The organism is Streptomyces sp. WG5 (assembly GCF_049974565.1).
In the GTDB taxonomy this organism is placed as follows: Bacteria; Actinomycetota; Actinomycetes; order Streptomycetales; family Streptomycetaceae; genus Streptomyces.
This window is the reverse complement of the sequence record NZ_JBNGGC010000001.1, coordinates 1-20,099: the sequence shown is the minus strand read 5'-3', so window position 1 is coordinate 20,099 and position 20,099 is coordinate 1. Positions and strand designations below refer to the sequence as shown.

General features: G+C 71.5%; 15 protein-coding genes and 1 rRNA gene. 7 read left to right on the top strand and 9 right to left on the bottom strand.

Annotated elements, in window-relative coordinates; genetic code table 11:
• Window positions 1-38 precede the first annotated feature (38 nt).
• The gene (gene secA, locus ACP4IX_RS00080) at window positions 39-2,885 is read right to left on the bottom strand and encodes a preprotein translocase subunit SecA (RefSeq protein WP_426516562.1); all 2,847 of its coding nucleotides are present in this window, start codon (window positions 2,883-2,885) and stop codon (window positions 39-41) included.
• 277 nt (window positions 2,886-3,162) lie between these two features.
• Between secA and ACP4IX_RS00075 the strand changes: the two genes are divergently transcribed.
• Both ACP4IX_RS00075 and ACP4IX_RS00070 read left to right on the top strand, forming a co-directional pair.
• Window positions 3,163-3,729, top strand: a complete 567-nt coding sequence (locus ACP4IX_RS00075) for a GNAT family N-acetyltransferase (RefSeq protein WP_426516560.1) — start codon at window positions 3,163-3,165, stop codon at window positions 3,727-3,729.
• A gap of 64 nt (window positions 3,730-3,793) precedes the next feature.
• Window positions 3,794-4,996 (top strand): winged helix-turn-helix domain-containing protein, encoded by a 1,203-nt coding sequence (locus ACP4IX_RS00070; protein ID WP_426516558.1) that lies wholly within the window; start codon window positions 3,794-3,796, stop codon window positions 4,994-4,996.
• A 72-nt stretch (window positions 4,997-5,068) separates the two neighbouring features.
• Here the strand turns inward: ACP4IX_RS00070 and ACP4IX_RS00065 are convergent, their stop codons facing one another.
• The 7 genes from ACP4IX_RS00065 to mtnA form a co-directional block, all read right to left on the bottom strand.
• On the bottom strand, window positions 5,069-5,827 hold the full coding sequence (locus tag ACP4IX_RS00065; RefSeq protein ID WP_426516556.1) for a response regulator: 759 nt from the start codon (window positions 5,825-5,827) through the stop codon (window positions 5,069-5,071).
• Window positions 5,828-6,051: 224 nt separating this feature from the next.
• The gene (gene hpf / locus ACP4IX_RS00060) at window positions 6,052-6,744 is read right to left on the bottom strand and encodes a ribosome hibernation-promoting factor, HPF/YfiA family (RefSeq protein ID WP_426516554.1); all 693 of its coding nucleotides are present in this window, start codon (window positions 6,742-6,744) and stop codon (window positions 6,052-6,054) included.
• A gap of 313 nt (window positions 6,745-7,057) precedes the next feature.
• A complete protein-coding gene (locus ACP4IX_RS00055; protein WP_426516552.1) occupies window positions 7,058-7,975 on the bottom strand; it encodes a ComF family protein in 918 nt (305 codons plus the stop codon).
• A gap of 192 nt (window positions 7,976-8,167) precedes the next feature.
• Window positions 8,168-10,009, bottom strand: coding sequence for an LpqB family beta-propeller domain-containing protein (locus ACP4IX_RS00050; protein ID WP_426554374.1), 1,842 nt, complete (start codon window positions 10,007-10,009; stop codon window positions 8,168-8,170).
• On the bottom strand, window positions 9,999-12,074 hold the full coding sequence (gene mtrB / locus ACP4IX_RS00045) for an MtrAB system histidine kinase MtrB (RefSeq protein ID WP_426554373.1): 2,076 nt from the start codon (window positions 12,072-12,074) through the stop codon (window positions 9,999-10,001). Before mtrB ends, ACP4IX_RS00050 begins: the two co-directional genes overlap by 11 nt.
• Before the next feature lies 1 nt (window position 12,075).
• The gene (gene mtrA, locus ACP4IX_RS00040; RefSeq protein WP_193776289.1) at window positions 12,076-12,765 is read right to left on the bottom strand and encodes a two-component system response regulator MtrA; all 690 of its coding nucleotides are present in this window, start codon (window positions 12,763-12,765) and stop codon (window positions 12,076-12,078) included.
• Between the two features lie 4 nt (window positions 12,766-12,769).
• The gene (gene mtnA / locus ACP4IX_RS00035; protein ID WP_426554372.1) at window positions 12,770-13,912 is read right to left on the bottom strand and encodes an S-methyl-5-thioribose-1-phosphate isomerase; all 1,143 of its coding nucleotides are present in this window, start codon (window positions 13,910-13,912) and stop codon (window positions 12,770-12,772) included.
• A 140-nt stretch (window positions 13,913-14,052) separates the two neighbouring features.
• On the opposite strand from mtnA, the gene ACP4IX_RS00030 reads away from it, so the two are divergent.
• The 5 genes from ACP4IX_RS00030 to ACP4IX_RS00010 are packed head-to-tail and all read left to right on the top strand — an operon-like array spanning window position 14,053 to window position 19,735.
• On the top strand, window positions 14,053-15,435 hold the full coding sequence (locus tag ACP4IX_RS00030; protein ID WP_426554371.1) for a glycerophosphoryl diester phosphodiesterase membrane domain-containing protein: 1,383 nt from the start codon (window positions 14,053-14,055) through the stop codon (window positions 15,433-15,435).
• Between the two features lie 4 nt (window positions 15,436-15,439).
• A complete protein-coding gene (locus ACP4IX_RS00025) occupies window positions 15,440-16,222 on the top strand; it encodes a DUF4129 domain-containing protein (RefSeq protein ID WP_426554370.1) in 783 nt (260 codons plus the stop codon).
• On the top strand, window positions 16,219-17,436 hold the full coding sequence (locus ACP4IX_RS00020; RefSeq protein WP_426516539.1) for a DUF4350 domain-containing protein: 1,218 nt from the start codon (window positions 16,219-16,221) through the stop codon (window positions 17,434-17,436). The genes ACP4IX_RS00025 and ACP4IX_RS00020 overlap by 4 nt, the downstream gene beginning before the upstream one ends.
• Window positions 17,436-18,425: an AAA family ATPase gene (locus ACP4IX_RS00015; protein WP_426554542.1), complete on the top strand. Its 990-nt coding sequence runs from the start codon at window positions 17,436-17,438 to the stop codon at window positions 18,423-18,425. The genes ACP4IX_RS00020 and ACP4IX_RS00015 overlap by 1 nt, the downstream gene beginning before the upstream one ends.
• On the top strand, window positions 18,425-19,735 hold the full coding sequence (locus tag ACP4IX_RS00010; protein WP_426554369.1) for a DUF58 domain-containing protein: 1,311 nt from the start codon (window positions 18,425-18,427) through the stop codon (window positions 19,733-19,735). The genes ACP4IX_RS00015 and ACP4IX_RS00010 overlap by 1 nt, the downstream gene beginning before the upstream one ends.
• A 104-nt stretch (window positions 19,736-19,839) precedes the next feature.
• Here the strand turns inward: ACP4IX_RS00010 and rrf are convergent.
• Window positions 19,840-19,956 (bottom strand): 5S ribosomal RNA (gene rrf, locus ACP4IX_RS00005).
• Window positions 19,957-20,099: the final 143 nt, after the last annotated feature.

Below are 20,099 nucleotides of genomic sequence, written 5' to 3'. Positions count from 1 at the left end.
CACCGCACCGTCACTCCTGCGCTGTCACTCCGGGGCCGTCACTTCTTGCGGCGCCGTCCGCCCTTGGCCTGCTTGCGGCGCTCCGCGCGCGTGAGCCCGTCGGACTGGGCCTGCGCGGGCTCTCCGTCGGTGGCGAACTCGCCCTCGACGACACCGCCCTCACCGTCCACGGTCGGCGCGGAGAAGTGCAGGTCCCTGCGCTGCGGGGCATCGAGCCCCTTGGCGCGGATCTCCGGTCGGGTGCCCGCCTGGGCCGGAACCGTGTCCTGCGCGCCCTTCTCCAGCGACGGGGCCTTGTCCTCGACCGGGACCTCCTCGACCTGCTGCTCGACCTGGACCTCCAGGTTGAACAGGTAGCCGACGGACTCCTCCTTGATGCCCTCCATCATGGCCTGGAACATGTCGAAGCCCTCGCGCTGGTACTCGACCAGCGGGTCCTTCTGCGCCATCGCGCGCAGGCCGATGCCCTCCTGGAGGTAGTCCATCTCGTAGAGGTGCTCGCGCCACTTGCGGTCCAGGACCGAGAGCACGACCCGGCGCTCCAGCTCACGCATGATCTCCGAGCCGAGCTGCGCCTCACGCGCCTCGTACTGCTCCCGGACGTCGTCCTTGATGGACTCCGCGATGAAGTCTGCGGTCAGCCCGGCCCGGTCACCGGCCGCCTCCTCCAGCTCCTCGACGGTGACCTTCACCGGGTAGAGCTGCTTGAAGGCGCCCCACAGCCGGTCGAGGTCCCAGTCCTCGGGGAAGCCCTCGGCGGTCTCGGCCTGCACGTACGCGTCGATCGTGTCGTTCGTGAAGTGCTGGATCTGCTCCTGCAGGTCCTCGCCCTCCAGGACGCGGCGCCGCTCGCCGTAGATGACCTCGCGCTGCCGGTTGAGGACCTCGTCGTACTTCAGGACGTTCTTGCGGGTCTCGAAGTTCTGCGTCTCGACCTGCGACTGGGCGGACGCGATCGCGCGCGTGACCATCTTGTTCTCGATCGGCACGTCGTCCGGGACGTTCGCCATCGACATCACGCGCTCGACCATCTGGGCCTTGAACAGCCGCATCAGGTCGTCGCCCAGGGAGAGGTAGAAGCGGGACTCGCCGGGGTCGCCCTGACGGCCGCTGCGGCCGCGCAGCTGGTTGTCGATACGCCGCGACTCGTGCCGCTCGGTGCCCAGCACGTAGAGACCGCCGAGGTTCTTGACCTCCTCGAACTCCGCCTTGACCGCCTGCTCGGCCCGCTCCAGCGCGGCGGGCAGGGCCGCGGCCCACTCCTCGATGTGCTCCTCGGGGTCGAGGCCGCGCTGGCGCAGCTCCGCCTCGGCGAGGTCCTCGGGGTTGCCGCCGAGCTTGATGTCCGTGCCACGGCCGGCCATGTTCGTGGCCACCGTCACGGCGCCCTTGCGGCCCGCCTGGGCGACGATCGTCGCCTCACGGTCGTGCTGCTTGGCGTTCAGTACCTCGTGCTGGACACCGCGCTTGCTGAGCTGCTGCGAGAGGTACTCGGACTTCTCGACCGACGTGGTGCCGACGAGGATCGGCTGGCCCTTGCGGTGCTTCTCCTCGATGTCGTCGACGACCGCCTCGAACTTGGCGACCTCGGTGCGGTAGATCAGGTCCGACTGGTCCTTGCGGACCATCGGCCGGTTGGTCGGGATGGGCACCACGCCGAGCTTGTAGATCTGGTGGAACTCGGCGGCCTCGGTCATCGCCGTACCCGTCATGCCGGACAGGCCGGGCTGCTCCTTGCCGTTGTGGTCGTGGCGCTTGTAGAGGCGGAAGAAGTTCTGGAGGGTGATCGTGGCGAGCGTCTGGTTCTCGTCCTTGATGTCCACCCCTTCCTTCGCCTCGATCGCCTGGTGCATGCCCTCGTTGTAGCGGCGGCCGGCGAGGATACGGCCGGTGTGCTCGTCGACGATCATGACTTCGCCGTCGAGGACGACGTAGTCCTTGTCCTTCTTGAAGAGTTCCTTGGCCTTGATGGCGTTGTTCAGGTAGCCGACCAGGGGGGTGTTCACCGACTCGTAGAGGTTGTCGATGCCCAGCCAGTCCTCGACCTTGGCGACGCCGGACTCGTGGATGGCGACGGTGCGCTTCTTCTCGTCGACCTCGTAGTCGCCGGTCTCCTCGATGCCCTTGAGGGTGTTGCCGGCCTCGCCCTTCTTGAGGCGCGTGACCAGCTTGGCGAAGTCGCCGTACCACTTGGTGGCCTGGTCGGCCGGGCCGGAGATGATCAGCGGCGTACGGGCCTCGTCGACGAGGATGGAGTCGACCTCGTCGACGATGGCGAAGTTGTGGCCGCGCTGGACGAGTTCGTCCTTGGACCACGCCATGTTGTCGCGCAGGTAGTCGAAGCCGAACTCGTTGTTCGTGCCGTAGGTGATGTCGCAGCCGTACATCTCGCGGCGCTGGGCCGGCGTCTGGTTGGCGAGGATGCAGCCGACGGTCAGACCGAGGAACTTGTGGACACGGCCCATCAGCTCGGAGTCGCGCTCGGCCAGGTAGTCGTTGACCGTGACGATGTGCACGCCCTCGCCGGACAGGGCGTTGAGATAGGCGGGCAGCGTGCCGACGAGGGTCTTGCCCTCACCGGTCTTCATCTCGGCCACGTAGCCCATGTGCAGGGCCGCGCCACCCATCATCTGCACGTCGTAGTGCCGCTGTCCGAGGACGCGCTTGGCGGCCTCCCGGACGGTGGCGAAGGCTTCGGGAAGCAGGTCGTCCAGGCTCTCACCATCGGCGTAGCGCTGCTTGTACTCATCGGTGAGGGCCCGCAGCTCGGCGTCGGAGAGGTCGACGAAGTCCTCTTCGATGGAGTTGACCTGGTCCGCGATGCGGTGCAGCTTGCGCAGGATCTTGCCTTCGCCTGCACGCATGATCTTCGAGAGGACGGACACGGGGGTTGGTCTCCTTGCCGGTCGGGCCTGGGACGGTCGTTTTCCTGTGACGGACTGAGCAACGGCCATCGTATGCGAGGACCCCGCCGCCCCGGGAGGCTGCCGTAACGGGGACCGCGTGCTCCTTCATCCAGCTTCCCGTCTGCTGTCATCGGGTTCAACGTCCGGGCACCGCGGATGGTGCCGCGCCCGCCGACGAATTGCGCGAACAGTGACCGTCTGTTCACGCACGGCTAAAAGATGGCGTCCGTCGCGGACCACCGCGCAGAATCGGTCGATGGAACCCCTCACGCTCACCACCGACCGCCTCGTCCTGCGCACGGTCGGCCCCCGGGACGCCGATTCCGTGTACGCCGCGTGCCAGGATCCGGACATCCAGCGCTGGACCACGATCCCGTCGCCCTACCTTCCCGAGCACGCGCGCGGCTTCACGGAGCAGATGGTCCCCGACGGGTGGGCGAACGCGTCGATGTTCACCTTCGGCCTCTTCCTTCCCACCGGGGACCTCGCGGGGATGCTCGGCGTCACGATGATCTCCCTGGGCGTCGGCGAGATCGGTTTCTGGGGCGCCAAGGAGCACCGCGGGCACGGCTACGTCACCGAGGCCGCCGTGGCCGTCTCCCGCTGGGCCTTCACCGACCGGGCGATCGACCGTTTGGAGTGGCGCGCCGAGGTCGGCAACACGGCCTCCCGCGCGGTGGCCCGACGGGCGGGCTTCACCATGGAGGGCACACTGCGCTCCGCGATCAACAACAACGGCGTACGCCGCGACTGCTGGATCGGCTCCCTCCTCCCCTCGGACCTCGCCCTCCCGTCGACGGCTCCGTACCTGCCGGCGCCCTAGCCGGTCCCGCCCCGCCCCGCATCCCCAACGCCGTTGTCGGACCCACCCCTTATCGTGCGGACGTATGACGACCCTCCCGCACCCCGTTACGGAACTGTCGGCAGACGAGGCCCGCCGCCTCGCCCTCCGCGCACAGGGCTTCCTCGGTGTGCCCGACCGCCGCGCGGGCGTCCGGGGCGTCCTCCGTCACCTGGGCGCGGTGCAGCTCGACACCATCTCGGTCCTCGCCCGCTCCCACGAACTCATCCCGTACGCCCGCCTGGGCGCCGTGGGCCGCAGGACGGTCGAGAACGCCTACTGGCACCCTGTTTCCACCGGCGCGCCTCCGGCACGACCGGCCGCCTTCGAGTACTGGTCCCACGCCGCCTGCATCCTCCCCATCGAGGAATGGCCCCACTTCGCCTTCCGCCGCCGCGCCTACCGCAACCGCCCGCACTGGAACCACCACCTCCCCGACGGCACCTACGACCAGGTCGTCAAGCAGCTCCGCACCGAGGGCCCCCTCACCGCGACGGACCTGGGGGGCGCGAAGAAGACCAGCGAGTGGTGGGACTGGTCGGGCACGAAGGTCGCCGTCGAGCGCGCCCTCATGTACGGCGAGGTGGTGTGCGTCGAGCGCCGCGGCTGGAAGCGGGTGTACGACCTGGCCGAGCGCGCGGTCCCGGCCGAGCTGCTCCACGACGAGCTGGACGACGCCGCATGCCTGCGCCGCCTGGTCCGCCTGGCCGGTCAGTCCCTGGGCGTCGGCACGCGCGCGGACATCGCGGACTACCACCGTCTCAAGGGCGAGCAGGTCGACGCCGTGATCGCCGACTCCGGTCTGGTCCCGGTCACGGTGGAGGGCTGGGGAAGGCCGGCCTGGGCGGACCCCGCGGCCCTGGAGACGCCTCCGCGCGGCCGCCACCGCACGACGCTCCTGTCTCCCTTCGACTCCCTGGTCTGGGAGCGTGCGCGTACGGAACGGATCTTCGGCTTCACCCACCGCCTGGAGGCCTACGTGCCCAAGCAGAAGCGGGTGCACGGCTACTTCGCGATGCCGGTCCTGGCAGGCGGCCGGCTCGTCGGCCGCGTGGACCCGGCGCGCGAGGGGCGCACGCTGGTCGCCAAGCAGGTCACGCTGGACGGCCCCAAAGCGGCCCCGGCGGTGGCCCAGGCACTGGTCGAGGCGGCCGGCTGGGTGGACTGCACGGACGTACGCGTGGAACGCGTCGACGCGCCGGACCTGCGCGAGCCCCTCACGCGGGAGCTGGCCCGCCTGCTCGCCTGACCCTCGGCGGCGACGACCGCCGACCGTAGGCCGTGGGCGTCGGTGTCGGCGGTCGGCGTCGGGCGTCGGCCGTCACCGGATCTCGAGGATCTTCTCCCGCATCGCGTACACCACGGCCTCCATCCTGGAGTGCAGCTGCAGTTTCTCCAGGATGTTGCGCACGTGGTTCTTCACGGTGTTCTCGGAAATGAACAGTTCCTTGGCGATGTCGCGGTTGTTCATTCCCGTGGCGACGAGCTTGAGGACCTCCAGCTCGCGATCCGTGAGCCGTGGCGCGGGCACCAGCCGGCGTTCGTCGGTCCGCTGGATCATCGACTTGAACTCGGTGAGCAGTTTCGACGCCATGGACGGACTGATCTGGGACTGCCCGTCGGCCACCGCGCGAATGGCGGTGGCGACCTCGTCCGTCGAGATCTCCTTGAGGAGATAGCCCGTCGCGCCCGCCTTGATCGCGTCGTAGAGGTCGGCCTCCTCGTCGCTGATCGTCAGCATGATGATCTTCGCGCTGGGGGCCACCTCCTTGATGGAGGTGCAGGCCTCGATCCCGCCCCGCTTGGGCATCCGCACATCCATCAGGATGATGTCCGGCAGCAGGTCGGCGGCCTTCTCCACGGCCTCCGCGCCGTCACCGGCCTCCCCGACGACCTGGATGTCCTCCTCGGCCGCGAGCACGATCTCCAGACCGCGGCGGAACAGGGCGTGGTCGTCCACGACCAGGACCCTGATCGGCTCCTTGCGCGCAGAGCCCGCGTCCGGGCCCATGCCGGCAGCGCCGTCGTCGACCCCCTGGTCGACGCCCTCGCCCCGCATCGGTCCGAAACTGTCCGCCATCGTTCCTCCCCCTGAAGGCTGTGGCCTGTGGTCCTGAGCCATCGCCAACCCAGAGCAACGACCCACCGGTTGGGCCGTTGCCGCCATGATTCCATGCCCAGCCGACACCGGGGTGACGAGCGGGCCACGAAGGGGTCGCACACCCTCGCGCACCGTCGCACGGCGGTGCCCCTGGGGGCGCACACGCGCTCCAGGGGCACCGCTTCCGCTGTCACCCGGCGTCGTCAGCCACCGAGCGCATCGCCCGCCTCGGGAGCGTGCGCCTGGGTGACCATCGTGTCCGTGGTGAGGTGGATCACGCCGTAGTCGTAGGCGTGCCGTCGGTACACGACGCTGGGCTCCTTGGTCTCGGAGTCGACGAACAGGTAGAAGTCGTGTCCGACCAGCTCCATCTCGTAGAGCGCCTGGTCGAGGCTCATCGGTGCGGCCACGTGGGTCTTCTCGCGGACGACGAGGGGGCCGTCGCCCTGGACCTCGAGCGAGCCGATCTTCTTGGTGGGGACGCCGTCCTGCTTCACCTGCGGGACGACCTCGCCGCTCCCGTTGAGCGTCGCCGCGCCGGGGACGTGGTCGGCGACCTCGGCTGCCGAGATCCGGCGCGCACCGCGGCGCGAGAAACGCTTGTCGTGCTGCTTGCGCAGCCGGGCACCGAGCTTCTCCGCCGCCAGGTCGAGCGCCGCGTAGGGGTCGCTCGCCGCTGCCTCCGCCCTGATCACCGGACCGCGGGAGCGGAGCGTGATCTCCACTCGGTCACAGCGGTCGGCCTGCCGGGGGTTCGGCTCCTTGGACACCTCGACGTCGAGGCTGATCACCTTGCCATCGAGCTTCTGGATCTTCTCCAGCTTCAGCTTCTCGGCCACGTGCTTCCGGAACCGCTCGGGCACCTCGGTCTTGCGGCCCTTGACGACGATGTCCACGCAGAACTCCGTTCCCGGATCGCTCCGCTCCGACGGCGGAGCATCTCCCTTTTGCACCAGGCTCCGGTCTGTCCCAGAACCTCGGACTCGGTGACTTCCACCTCCTCCCCCGCGGGCGGGATCTCCACTCCACCAGTGCGGGTGATGACGGTAAAACCCGCAGCACGGCATTCGGATTCGAGAGGTGTGGCCTGCGGCTTTGCCTCTCAACCGAACATATCTCGCCCGGACGGATGTCGTCACCCTCTACCGCGACGTACCTCCGTTCCGGTGAATTGAACCTCTCAATACCTGCAACGAAGCAAGTTCTCAGTCAGTTCCGGTTTATTTTGAAAGAATCTGGTGAAGCCGCGACCACTGCCGCGCGGATGGCTTCACGGATCACGCCACCGCCTCCGTTCGGACCCGCCATTCGGGGCCCGGTCTTCCGTTCCTCTCTGCCTTCCCCTGCCATCGACGGATACACAGCCGATTTCGCCGTCCGGTACGTGATCGGCCCCGTGCCCCACGCAGACGCGTCGGACCTCTCCGTCATCACCCCGGCCCCGCACGCGTCGGCCGTCACCGCGCGCACGGCACGCGCCGCCTCCGCCAGGGAGGCCCCCGTCGTCATCAGGTCGTCGACGAGGATCACCGGCCCCCCGCCGCACAGCAGCCGTCCGCCGCCGGGAGTCACCGCCAGCGCGCCGGCGAGGTTGTCCAGCCGCTGCCGGGCACCGAGCCCCGACTGGTCGGCCACGGGGTGGCGCTGCCGCAGCACGGCCAGCACCCGGGCGGATGTCCCGGCCCGCCTCAGTTCCCCGGCGGCCGCGAGGGCGATCCGCCGCACCGGGTCGTGCCCGCGTGTGCGCACCGCCCGTCGCGCGGAGGGCACGGGCACGAGCAGCACCGGCGCCCGCGCCCGTACGGCCCCCACCGCACCGGCGCTCGACCGCGGCTCCCGGAGCCCCGCCCGCACCGCGCCCGCCAGAGCGGCGCCGAGCGGTGCCGTGAGGGCCAGTACGCCCCGCTCTTTGTGGGCCAGCAGGACGGCCCGCGCCTCGTCCGCGTACCGGGCGGCCGCGTGCACCACCGGCAGCCCGGGCGGCTCCGGCACGGGACGCACCCGACGCGGCGCGGCTCCGCCGAGAGCCGTACGGCACCGAGGGCACAGCACCGTGCGAGGCCTGCCGCAGCCTCCGCACTCGGCCGGCAGCACCAGGTCCGTGAGGTCCTGCCACCATCCCCGCATGGCCACCACTGTGCCAACGCCCGCACGACTCGACCAGGCCTGTGGAAAACGCTGGAGAGCTCCCGGTGGAAAACTCCGGACACCGAACGCCACGCATCACCCGCACGAGTGAACGCCCGCGTCAGGAACAGCCGGTCGCCTCGCCCCGCCCGGGCTCCTCACCCCGTCCGGACGCTCACCCCGTCCGGACGCTCACCCCGGGTAGACCGGCGCCGCCCCCTCCGTCACCTTCTGCCACTGCAGCCCGGACGGCAGCCGCACGATCAGGTTCTCCGAGTACGCCACCAGCGGCAGTCGCTCGTCCTCGGTCGCGGCGATCTCCTTCACCCCGGTCAGGGCCGCGGGCACCGACGCCTCCGGCGTGGAGCCGTCGACCTGGACGTATCCGACCTGCTGGACGCCCCCGCGCTCGCGCCCGACCACCACGAGCCGGCTGTCACCGGCCCAGGACATGGCCGTGACCTCCTCCAGTTCCGGAGTCGCGGAGCGCGGTTCGACGACGGTGACCGCGGACGGTTCACGGGCGTTCCCGTCCCGTTCGATCCGTCCGATGAGCAGCGACCGCTTGCCGTCCTTCTCCACGATGAGCGCGATCCGCACACCGTCGGCCGCCACCCGCACGGCCTGGACCCGTCCGTCCAGCCCCGGGGTCCGCACCTCCAGCGGCTCGCCCGCGCCCTCCTTCAGGAGCAGCAACCGGGGGTGGGCCGGGTCGCGGTCGGCGATCCACAGGTCTCCCTGCGCGTCCCAGCTGGGTGGCGTCAGCCGGGTCTCCTCCGTCTTGCCCTTGCTGACCAGCACGGGGTCGCCGAGCGAACCACCCGACACCAGCGAGCCGACGTACAGCGTCTTGTTGTCGAGACCGATCGCGGCCGCGCTGTGTTCGTCCCGCGACACCGCCACCGACCGCAGGCCCACCGCGCCCTCGCCCAGCGCCCCGGGGACGGGTTCCGGCCGGGTCCCGTTGCTGCCGGCGGCGATGCGCACCAGGCGGTTCTTGTCACGTATGAAGTACAGGTAGTCGGCCCGCTGGACGGAGCCGCGCGTCGCGACCGCCTCGGCCCGGTCCTCGGTGAGCGAGCACAGTCGCCTGTCGCCCGAGCGCAGCTCGACCTCGTCCACCACCGGGGTCAGGTTCTGCAGCGAGAAGAGGAGCTGGGCCGCCATCTCGTCGCACTTTTCCGCGCCGACCCGGGCAGCCCTGTCGTTCAGCGGCACCGTCAGCTTGTTGTGCTCGTCGGGCGTCAGCGGGTCGGCGGTCTCCGCCAGCGCGGTGCCGGCCGGAAAGCCCGACCTCACCCCGGGGGCGAGCAACCTCGTCGGCCCGCTGATCAGGGAACGCACCACCTGGGTCATGGGGTCCACGAGCCGGCGCACGTAGACGGGGTCGGCGACGGCCGTCGGCTGCGCGCTCGTACCGGCCTGTGTGGTGGGAGCGGTGTTCGACGCGAAGTAGTACTTGTTGACGGACATGTAGGTGCGCTGGAAGTCCGACTTGCCCATGATGACGCCCTGCGGCAGCGCGTCGATGCGCCACTGCCCGCTCTTGTCGTCCCGGGTGAGGTGCACCGGTTCGCGGTACTGGCCGTCCGCCGGCGCGTACGACTGCTGCGCGTCCACCGTGGCGACCCTGGTGCCGGTCAGCATGACCGAGTAGTCGTCGGCGTCCTCGCGGCTTCCCGAGTGGTCGGACTCGGTGCCCGGCCCGCCCGTGAGCACCGTCGTGGACCGCTCCGGCCGCCAGGTCTTCGCCGCCTCGCCCGTCAGGTACTTGCGCGCCGTCTCGTACTGCGGCTCGTTGCTGGTCAGTGCCTCCAGGAAGCCCTGCACGATCTCCGTGGGCGAGTCGTCCTCCCGCGGCGGCATCGCGAACACCCGCACCTGCGGGTCCTGCCGGGGCGTGGACTCCACGCCCCGCAGGTCCCCGCTGTCGGGCATGGACGCACACCCCGCCAGCAGTACGACGCCACAGACGGCGTACGTCACCGCGCGTGCCGGCCCCCGCCGGCCACTCCCCTGGCGGTCAGCGCCCACGAGATGCCTCCCCTTGCCTGTTCGAGTCCTCCGGCGCGGCGCCCGGACGGCTCGCCGTCACCGCCTCCGGCGCGGGTCCGCCGCCCTGCCTCCGTGCGCCCGACACGGGCCGCGGCACCACCCGCGCGCCGTTGCCGGGCAGTGCCGTCGGGTCGGCCGTGGGGGCATCCGACCGCGGCGGGATCGGGCCCCGCGCGGACACCGCCGGCGCCTGTCCGGCCGACGCCTGCGCGGGTACGGTGGCCGCCCTGTCCGCGCCGTGCCGCGGTCCGGCGTCGTCGAGGCCGTCGTCGCCCTGCCCGCGGTCGCGCCGCGAGTCCGTCGGCTCCAGCGGTATCGGTGAGCCCCGCAGCGGCTCGTCCGCGGTCCTGGGCAGCGTCAGCCGGAACTGCGACCCGCCGCCCGGCTCGCCCCAGGCCTGCAGCCAGCCTCCGTGCAGCCGCGCGTCCTCCAGGGCGATCGACAGCCCGAGTCCCGTGCCGCCGGTGGTCCGCGCGCGTGCCGGGTCGGCCCGCCAGAATCGGCTGAAGACGCGAGTGGCCTCTCCCGGTTTGAGGCCGACGCCGTAGTCGCGCACCGCGACGGCGACCGCGCCGCCGGCCGCGGCGAGCTTGACGACGACGTCGTTGCCCTCGCCGTGCTCGACGGCGTTGACGACGAGGTTGCGCAGTACCCGCTCCACGCGCCGGGCATCCGCCTCGGCGACGACGGGCTGCTGGTCGCCGACCACACGTATCCGCGTGCCCTTGCGCTCGGCGAGCGGCTCGGCCCCGCCGACGACCCGCCGTACGACCTCCCTGAGGTCTATCGGCTCCGCCTCCAGTGCCGCCGCGCCCGCGTCGAAACGGCTGATCTCCAGCAGGTCCGCGAGCAGGGTCTCGAACCGGTCCAGCTGGTCGGCGAGCAGCTCGGCCGACCGCGCGGTCACCGGATCGAAGTCCACGCGCGCGTCGTGGATGACGTCGGCGGCCATCCGCACGGTCGTCAACGGCGTCCGCAGCTCGTGCGACACGTCGGAGACGAACCGCCGCTGCATCCGCGACAGGTCCTCCAGCTGGCTGATCTTCAGCTGCAGGTTCTGCGCCATCTTGTTGAAGGCCTCGCCGAGCCGCGCGATGTCGTCCTCGCCGGTGACCTTCATCCGTTCCTGCAGCCGCCCGGCGGACAGCCGCTCCGCGATGCTCGCCGCCATCCGTACGGGCGTGACGACCTGACGCACCACGAGCCAGGCGATGGCCCCGAGCAGCACCACGACGAAGAGCCCGGCCGTCGCCAGGGTGCCCGTGACCAGGCTGAGCGACTTCTCCTCCTGCGTGAGCGGGAAGAGGTAGTACAGCTGGTACGGCTCACCGTTCGGGTCGTTGACCTGCTTGCCGATGACCAGACCGGGCTGCGAGGCCTCGTCGGAGTCGTAGACGATCCGGGTGTAGCTCTGCGCCGCCGCCGTGCTGCCGTCGATTCGCTCCCGCAGGTCCTCGGGCACGCTGGCCGACCAGTTGACGAAGCCGGAGGCGCGCGGTCCGCGCCCGCTGCCGCTCTCCCCGCCCATGGGGAGCGTGACCACGTCGAAGGCGCCCTGGCCGCCGCTGGAGAGCGACTTCACCAGTTCGCTCATCCACTGGATGACGTTCTGCGGGGCACGGCCGTCCACGGGCACGCCGTCGTCACCGGTCACGCTGGCCGCCTCCTCGGCCTTCTGCTTGGCGACCGCGAATCCACCGGTGGCCTGGCTCTGGGACGCCTTCACCTTCGCGTCCAGCAGCCCGTTGCGAACCTGACCGATCACCACGAAGCCGAGCAGCAGCACCACGCCCAGCGACATCAGCAGCGTGGTGACGACGACCTTGAGCTGGATGTTGCGCCGCCACAGCCGCATGACGGGCAGCAGCGGACGTCGCACCCAGCGCATGAACAGACGGAGCACCGGGCTGCCCTGTACCCCGCCGTGCAGCAGCCCGCCCTCCAGCAGGCGGCTCCAGCGGGAGCCGGCGGGCGTGTGGCCGACAGGCCGTCCGGCGCGGGCCCCGGAGCGGCCGGGCGCCGAAGCGGCACTGTCCCTGCTCATGTCAGCTCGGCCCGGCCTTGTAACCGACGCCGCGGACGGTCACCACGATCTCCGGCTTCTCCGGGTCCTTCTCGACCTTGGAGCGCAGCCGCTGCACATGCACGTTGACCAGCCGGGTGTCGGCCGCGTGCCGGTAGCCCCAGACCTGCTCGAGGAGCACCTCACGCGTGAACACCTGCCACGGCTTGCGGGCCAGCGCCACCAGCAGGTCGAACTCCAGCGGCGTCAGCGCGATCGACTGGCCCTCCCGCTTCACGGAGTGACCGGCCACGTCGATGACCAGGTCGCCTATGGCGAGCTGCTCCGGTGCCGGCTCCTCGGACCTCCTCAGGCGCGCCCTGATACGGGCCACCAGCTCCTTCGGCTTGAACGGCTTCACGATGTAGTCGTCGGCACCCGACTCCAGACCCACCACGACATCGACGGTGTCACTCTTCGCCGTCAGCATCACGATCGGCACGCCCGACTCCGCCCTGATCAGGCGGCACACCTCGATGCCGTCCCGACCGGGCAGCATCAGGTCGAGCAGCACCAGGTCCGGCTTGGTCTCCCGGAAGGCGGCCAGCGCCTTGTCGCCGTCGGCTACGAAAGATGGCTCAAAACCCTCACCACGCAGCACAATGCCGAGCATCTCGGCCAGTGCGGTGTCGTCGTCGACGACAAGGACTCGTCCCTTCATGAACGACATCATCCCATTAGCTAATCGTTACCTGGCGTGACCTGGCACACAGCTGTGCGAGAGCCCCGGTCGTCACGGGCGAAACCGCGCCCTCCTCGGTGACGATCGCCGTCACCAGCTCGGGCGGAGTCACGTCGAACGCCGGGTTGTACGCCTGGGTCCCCAGGGGTGCCACCGGAATCCCGCCTCCCGCTCCTGCCACCGGCACCTGCGGTGCTGTGACCTCGGTCACCTCATATCCGGGACGCTGTTCGACCTCGACGGACGCCCCGTCCGGCGTGTCCGGGTCCACCGTCGTGACCGGCGCCACCACGATGAACGGCACGTGGTGGTACCGCGCGAGCACGGCGAGCGGATAGCTCCCCACCTTGTTCGCCACCGAACCGTCGGCCGCGATGCGGTCGGCACCGATCAGCACCGCGTCCACCTCACCCGCCGCGAACAGCGAACCGGCCGCGTTGTCGGTGAGCAAGGTGTACGGCATGTCGTTCCGCGCCGCCTCGTAAGCCGTCAGGCGAGCACCTTGCAGCAACGGACGCGTTTCGTCCACCCACAGGCGTCGCAGCCGGCCCGCCCGGTGTGCGGCGAGCGCCACCGCGAAAGCCGTTCCCTCACCTCCCGACACCAGCGAACCGGTGTTGCAGTGCGTCAGGACACGGTGCCCGCCGGCGGGCAGCAGCTCGTCCAGCAGCGCCAGCCCGTGCGCGGCCATCCGGGCGCTGGCCTCGGCGTCCTCCCGGTGCAGCGCCCTCGCCGCGGCCAGCGCGGCCGCGGCGGCCTGCCGGGGGTCGCCGGTCCTGGCGAGGACCTCCTGGTGGGCGGCCTGCGCCCGGCGCACACCGACGGCGAGGTTCACCGCGGTGGGGCGGGCGCCCGCCAGCGCGGTCGCGGCCTCCCGCACCTCGAAGCCGCGGACGGCGGCGAGCGCGACGCCGTAGGCACCCGCGATGCCGAGCAGCGGTGCCCCGCGCACGACGAGCGAGCGGATCGCCTCCACGAGCGCTGACGGGTCCGTGCAGACCAGTTCGACCTCCTCCGCCGGAAGCCTGGTCTGGTCCAGCAGGACCAGCACCGGGCCCTCGGGGGGTTCCTCCCAGCGAAGAGCCGGTATCCCGGTCGGCCGCTTGTCCTCGCCGCTTTGCGCGTACTGATCAGCCATGCGGTCAGTCTGCCCCCTGTCCGGCGGACAATTGAAGGTGCGCGGCCCGTACCGCGCCCGGTCCGCACTCGGCCACCCCATGGCACGATGGCTGCCAACCTGCCGCCGCGACCGCGGACGGGCACCGAGAAGGAGCGACGATGAACGACACTCCGGGCTGGGCCTCGCCCGGATCTGCCCCGTCCGACGGGCCGGAGCCCGGCGGGTCCGGCCCCGCCGAGCCCGCCGACCGCCCCGGCTCCGCGCAGCCCGCGGACTGGCCGGGCGCGGAACCGACGGGCCCCGGCACGAAGTGGTCCAAGGAGCAGCCGCCTCCCGGCCAGTGGTCCGCACCCACCGGCCCCGGCCAGGCCCCGCCTCCCCCACCGTCCGACCAGGGCTGGGGCACCCCGCCTCCCGGCCACCCGGGCGGCGGGTACGGAGCTCCCGGCGGTCCCGGCGGCTACGGCGGCCAGGGCGGAGGGTACGGCGGCTACGGGCCGCCTGGTGGGCCCGGCGGCTGGGGAAGCGGTTGGGGAGGCGGCTGGGGAGGCCCCCCGCCCGCGGCCAAGCCCGGCGTGATCCCGCTCCGCCCGCTCGGCGTCGGCGAGATCCTCGACGGCGCGGTCTCCACCATGCGCACCTACTGGCGCACGGTCCTCGGCATCTCGCTGACCGTCGCGGTCTTCACGGAGATCATCGTCGTACTGCTCCAGGGCCTCGTCCTGGACAACACCAGCACCGAGGCCCTCAACGACCCCGACGCCACCCTGAGCGAACTGGGCGACGCGCTGGCCGACACCATGGTCAACTCGGGTGTCATCTTCGTGATCTCCCTGGTCGGCACTGTCCTGGCCACCGCCCTGCTGACGACCGTCACCAGCCGTGCCGTGCTCGGCCGGCCGGTGACCATCGGCGAGGCCTGGCGGGACGCCCGCCCTCAGGTCGTGAAACTCTTCGGCCTGATCGTCCTCCTGCTGCTCATCGTCTTCGGCATCGTCATGGCCGGCATGGCGCCCGGTCTCCTCGTCACGGCCGCGGGGGGCGGCGACGCCGCCGTGGCCCTGACGGTCCTGGGCTTCCTGGCCGCCGGCGTCGTCGCGGTGTGGCTCATGGTCCGCTTCTCGCTGGCGTCGCCCACGCTGATGCTGGAGAAGCAGGGCATCAGGAAGGCGCTGAGCCGCTCGGTGAAGCTCGTACGCGGCTCCTGGTGGCGGGTCTTCGGCATCCAGCTGCTCGCGACGATCATCGCGAACGTCGTCGCCTCGATCATCGTCATCCCCTTCGCCCTCCTCGCCTCGGCCGTCGGCGGCGACGGTGTCGGCGGACTCCTGGAGGGCACCGGGGACCTCAGCTGGACGTTCCTCGTGGTCAGCGGTATCGGCTCGGTGATCGGCTCCACGATCACCTTCCCGATCACGGCGGGTGTCGCGGTGCTGCTGTACATCGACCAGCGCATCCGCCGCGAGGCCCTCGACCTCGAACTGGCCCGTGCCGCCGGCCACCAGGGCTCCGGCACTCCCGGCACCACCCCGGGGAGCTGATGCGGTGAGTCCCGCGGGGGGAGTGCTCACGGAGGTGCTGTCACGCACCGCGGTACGGACGGTGTCGCGCGCGGGCGACGCCTCCGTGCTGTCGCTGTCGCGTTCCGGCGACGAACCGCCGGTGACGATCCCGCGCGATCCCGCGCGGGAGGCCGCGCGCCGCGAGCTGTCCAAGCGGATGTACCACGAGAACGACCCCAGCTGGTTCCAGCGGGCCCTGGACGCCTTCTGGGACTGGATCGACGAACTGTTCAGCAGCGCGTCCACCGCGACCCCCGGCGGGACGGTGGGCCTGATCGTCATCATCGTGGCCGCCGTGGCGGTGCTGGGCGCCCTCTGGTGGCGCCTGGGCACCCCGCGCCGCGGACCGGCCTCCGCCCCCGCCCTGTTCGACGACGGGCCCCGCACCGCCGCCGACCACCGCGCCGCCGCCGAGGCACATGCCGCCCAGGGCCACTGGAACCAGGCCGTCCAGGAACGCATGCGGGCCGTCGTCCGTGCCCTGGAGGAACGCGCCCTCCTCGACATCCGTCCCGGTCGGACCGCCGACGAGGCGGCCACGGAAGCGGGCCGCGCCCTGCCCGCCCACGGTGCCGGGCTGCGCGCCGCCGCCCGGGACTTCGACGACGTCGCATACGGCGGCCGCCCCGGTTCCGAGCGGTCGTACCGTCGCCTCACCGAACTCGACCGCGACCTGGAGCGCAGCAGGCCACAGCCGGCGAGCAGCACGACCGCCGGTACGGCCGGCGGCGAGGGCTCCGACACCCGCCCGGGAGCCGCCGGATGACCACCGAGGCCACGCTCCCCACCACCTCGGCCTCGCCCACCGCACGCCAGGTCTGGTCGCGCGGGCGGGGCATCGTGCTCGCGCTCGTCGTGCTCCTCGTCGGTGCCGTCGCGATCGCCGTCGTCCGCTCCGACGCGAAGCACGGCGCACTCGACCCCCGCTCCGCCGATCCGTACGGCAGCCGGGCCGTCGCCGAGCTCCTCGCCGACCGGGGCGTGTCCACGCGCGTGGTCACCACCCTGGACGCCGCACGCGCCGCGGCCGGCCCGGACACCACCCTGCTGGTCGCCGTCCCCGACCTCCTGACCGAGCGCCAGCAGACGCGGCTGCACGCCGCGACCGAGGGTTCCGGCGGCCGTACCCTCCTCGTGGCCCCCGGCGGCCCCGCCGTGGAACGGCTCGCCCCCGGGGTCACCGCCGACCCCGCGCTCAGCTTCGACTCGGCGCTGGCCCCCGACTGCGACCTGCCCGCCGCCCGGCGCGCGGGCACCGCCGACACGGGCGGCATCCGCTACAGCAGCACCCACGTCGAAGCCGACGCCTGCTACCCCAGCCGTCGCCTGGCCACCCTCCTCCGCGTCCCCGAGGCGTCCGCCGGGGCGCCCCAGGGCGTCCCGGGCGACACGGTGGTCCTCGGCGCCCCCGACATCTTCTACAACAACCACCTCGACGAGCACGGCAACGCCTCGCTCGCCCTCCAACTCCTCGGCTCCCGGGACCACCTGGTCTGGTACCTCCCCTCGGTCTCCGACACCACCGCCCCGGACGACGAGCGCAGCTTGTTCGACCTGCTCCCCTCCGGCTGGCTCTGGGGCACCCTGCAGCTCTTCGTCGCCGCGGCCCTCGCGGCCCTGTGGCGGGCACGCCGGCTCGGCCCCCTGGTGCCCGAGAAACTCCCCGTCGCGATCCGCGCCTCCGAAACCGCCGAGGGCCGTGCCCGTCTCTACCGGAAGGCGAACGCCCGCGACCGCGCGGCCGCCGCTCTTCGCTCCGCCACCCGCACCCGCCTCGCCCCCTTCACCGGCGTCCCCGTCGCCCAGGCCCACTCGCCCGAAGCCCTGCTCCCCGCCCTGTCCGCCCATCTCCACGGCGAACACGGCGACGGACAGTCCCTGCACACCCTCCTCTTCGGCCCGCCGCCCGCCGACGACGCGGCCCTCGTCGCGCTCGCCGACCAACTCGACACCCTCGAAAGAGAGGCACGCCGTCCATGATGGACCCGACCACTGACAACGCCGGGCAGACCGGGGACCCGGGCAACGCCCGCGCCGCCCTGGAGGCCCTGCGCGCCGAGATCGCCAAGGCCGTGGTCGGCCAGGACGCCGCCGTCACCGGTCTCGTCGTGGCGCTCCTGTGCCGCGGCCACGTGCTCCTCGAAGGCGTCCCCGGAGTCGCCAAGACTCTCCTCGTCCGCGCCTTGGCAGCCGCCACCGAACTCGACACCAAGCGCGTCCAGTTCACCCCCGACCTGATGCCGAGCGACGTCACCGGCTCCCTGGTCTACGACGCCCGCACCGCCGAGTTCTCCTTCCAGCCCGGCCCGGCCTTCACCAACCTGCTCCTCGCCGACGAGATCAACCGGACGCCCCCGAAGACCCAGTCGTCCCTCCTCGAAGCCATGGAGGAACGCCAGGTCACGGTCGACGGCACCCCCCGACCGCTCCCCGAGCCGTTCCTGGTCGCGGCGACGCAGAACCCGGTCGAGTACGAGGGCACCTACCCTCTCCCCGAAGCCCAGCTGGACCGCTTCCTCCTCAAGCTCACCGTCCCCCTGCCCTCCCGGCAGGACGAGATCAACGTCCTCACCCGGCACGCCTCGGGCTTCAACCCGCGCGACCTGCGCGCCGCCGGCGTACGCCCCGTGGCGAACGCCGCCGACCTGGAGGCGGCCCGCGCGGAGGTGGCCAGGACAACGATCTCTCCCGAGATCACGGCCTACGTCGTCGACATCTGCCGCGCCACCCGCGAGTCACCGTCGCTCACCCTCGGCGTCTCCCCGCGCGGTGCCACGGCACTGCTTTCGGCCTCCCGAGCGTGGGCTTGGCTCACGGGCCGCGACTACGTGACCCCCGACGACGTGAAGGCCCTCGCGCTCCCCACCCTCCGGCATCGTGTCCAGCTCCGCCCGGAGGCCGAGATGGAGGGCGTGACCACGGACTCCGTGATCAACGCGATCCTCGCCCACGTCCCCGTTCCCCGCTGATGGGGCTCACCGGACGCGCCGCCCTGCTCGCGGCCATCGGCTCCGTCCCCGTCGGCATCTGGGACCCCGGCTGGACGGGTATCCTCGCGGTCAACGCGCCGCTGGCCGCGGCCTGCGCCTGTGACTTCGCTCTGGCCGCGCCCGTACGACGCCTGCGTCTGGCCCGCTCCGGCGACACCTCCACACGGCTGGGCGACACCGCCGACGTCGTTCTGACGGTCACCAACCCGTCCGGCCGCCCGCTCCGTGCCCTCCTCCGCGACGCCTGGCCGCCCAGCAGCTGGCAGCCCGGTACGGAGACGGCGGCCTCCCGCCACCGGGTGACGGTGCCCGCCGGTGAACGCCGACGCGTCACCACCCGTCTGCGCCCCACCCGCCGCGGTGACCGCCGGTCGGACCGCGTCACGATCCGCTCGTACGGGCCCCTGGGCCTCTTCGCCCGCCAGGGCACCCACCGGGTCCCCTGGACGGTACGCGTCCTTCCTCCGTTCACCAGCCGCAAGCACCTGCCTTCCAAGCTGTCCCGTCTCCGCGAGCTCGACGGCCGCACCAGCGTCCTCACCCGTGGAGAGGGCACGGAGTTCGACAGCCTGCGTGAGTACGTTCCCGGTGACGACACCCGTTCCATCGACTGGCGTGCGACGGCCCGCCAGTCCGCCGTCGCGGTACGCACCTGGCGTCCCGAACGCGACCGCCACATCCTGCTCGTCCTCGACACCGGTCGCACGTCGGCCGGCCGGGTGGGCGACGTTCCTCGTCTCGACGCGTCCATGGACGCCACCCTGCTCCTGGCCGCGCTGGCTTCCCGCGCCGGCGACCGTGTCGATCTCCTCGCGTACGACCGTCGCGTGCGGGCTCTCGTTCAGGGCCGTACGGCGGGCGACGTGCTCCCGTCCCTGGTCAACGCGATGGCGACTCTGGAGCCGGAGCTCGTCGAGACCGATGCCCGCGGCCTCACCGCCACCGCCCTCCGGGTCGCCCCCCGCCGTTCCTTGATCGTGCTGCTCACGACTCTCGACGCTGCCCCGGTCGAGGAAGGGCTGCTTCCCGTCCTGGCGCAACTGACGCAGCGGCACACCGTCGTCCTGGCGTCGGTCGCCGATCCGCACATCGCCCGGATGGCCGAGGCCCGCGGGAACGCGGACGCCGTCTACGAGGCCGCCGCGGCGGCACAGGCCCAGGCGGAGCGCCACCGCACCGCGGACCGGCTCCGCCGGCACGGCGTGAAGGTCGTTGACGCGGTCCCTGACGCACTGGCCCCGGCACTGGCCGATGCCTACCTGGAACTGAAGGCGGCAGGACGTTTGTGAGGGAGGACGGGGCTTACTGGCCCCGCCACTTCCTGATCGCCCATTGCCCCCTAAACGCAGAAGACCCCGCACCGTTCCCGGTGCGGGGTCTTCTCGCAATGATTGTTCGGCGGCGTCCTACTCTCCCACAGGGTCCCCCCTGCAGTACCATCGGCGCTGTAAGGCTTAGCTTCCGGGTTCGAAATGTAACCGGGCGTTTCCCCTACGCTATGACCACCGAAACACTATGAAACAGACAACCAGCCACCCCGTGACCATGGGGCGGGATTGTTCGTGGTTTCAGAACCAACACAGTGGACGCGAGCAACTGAGGACAAGCCCTCGGCCTATTAGTACCGGTCACCTCCACACCTTGCGGTGCTTC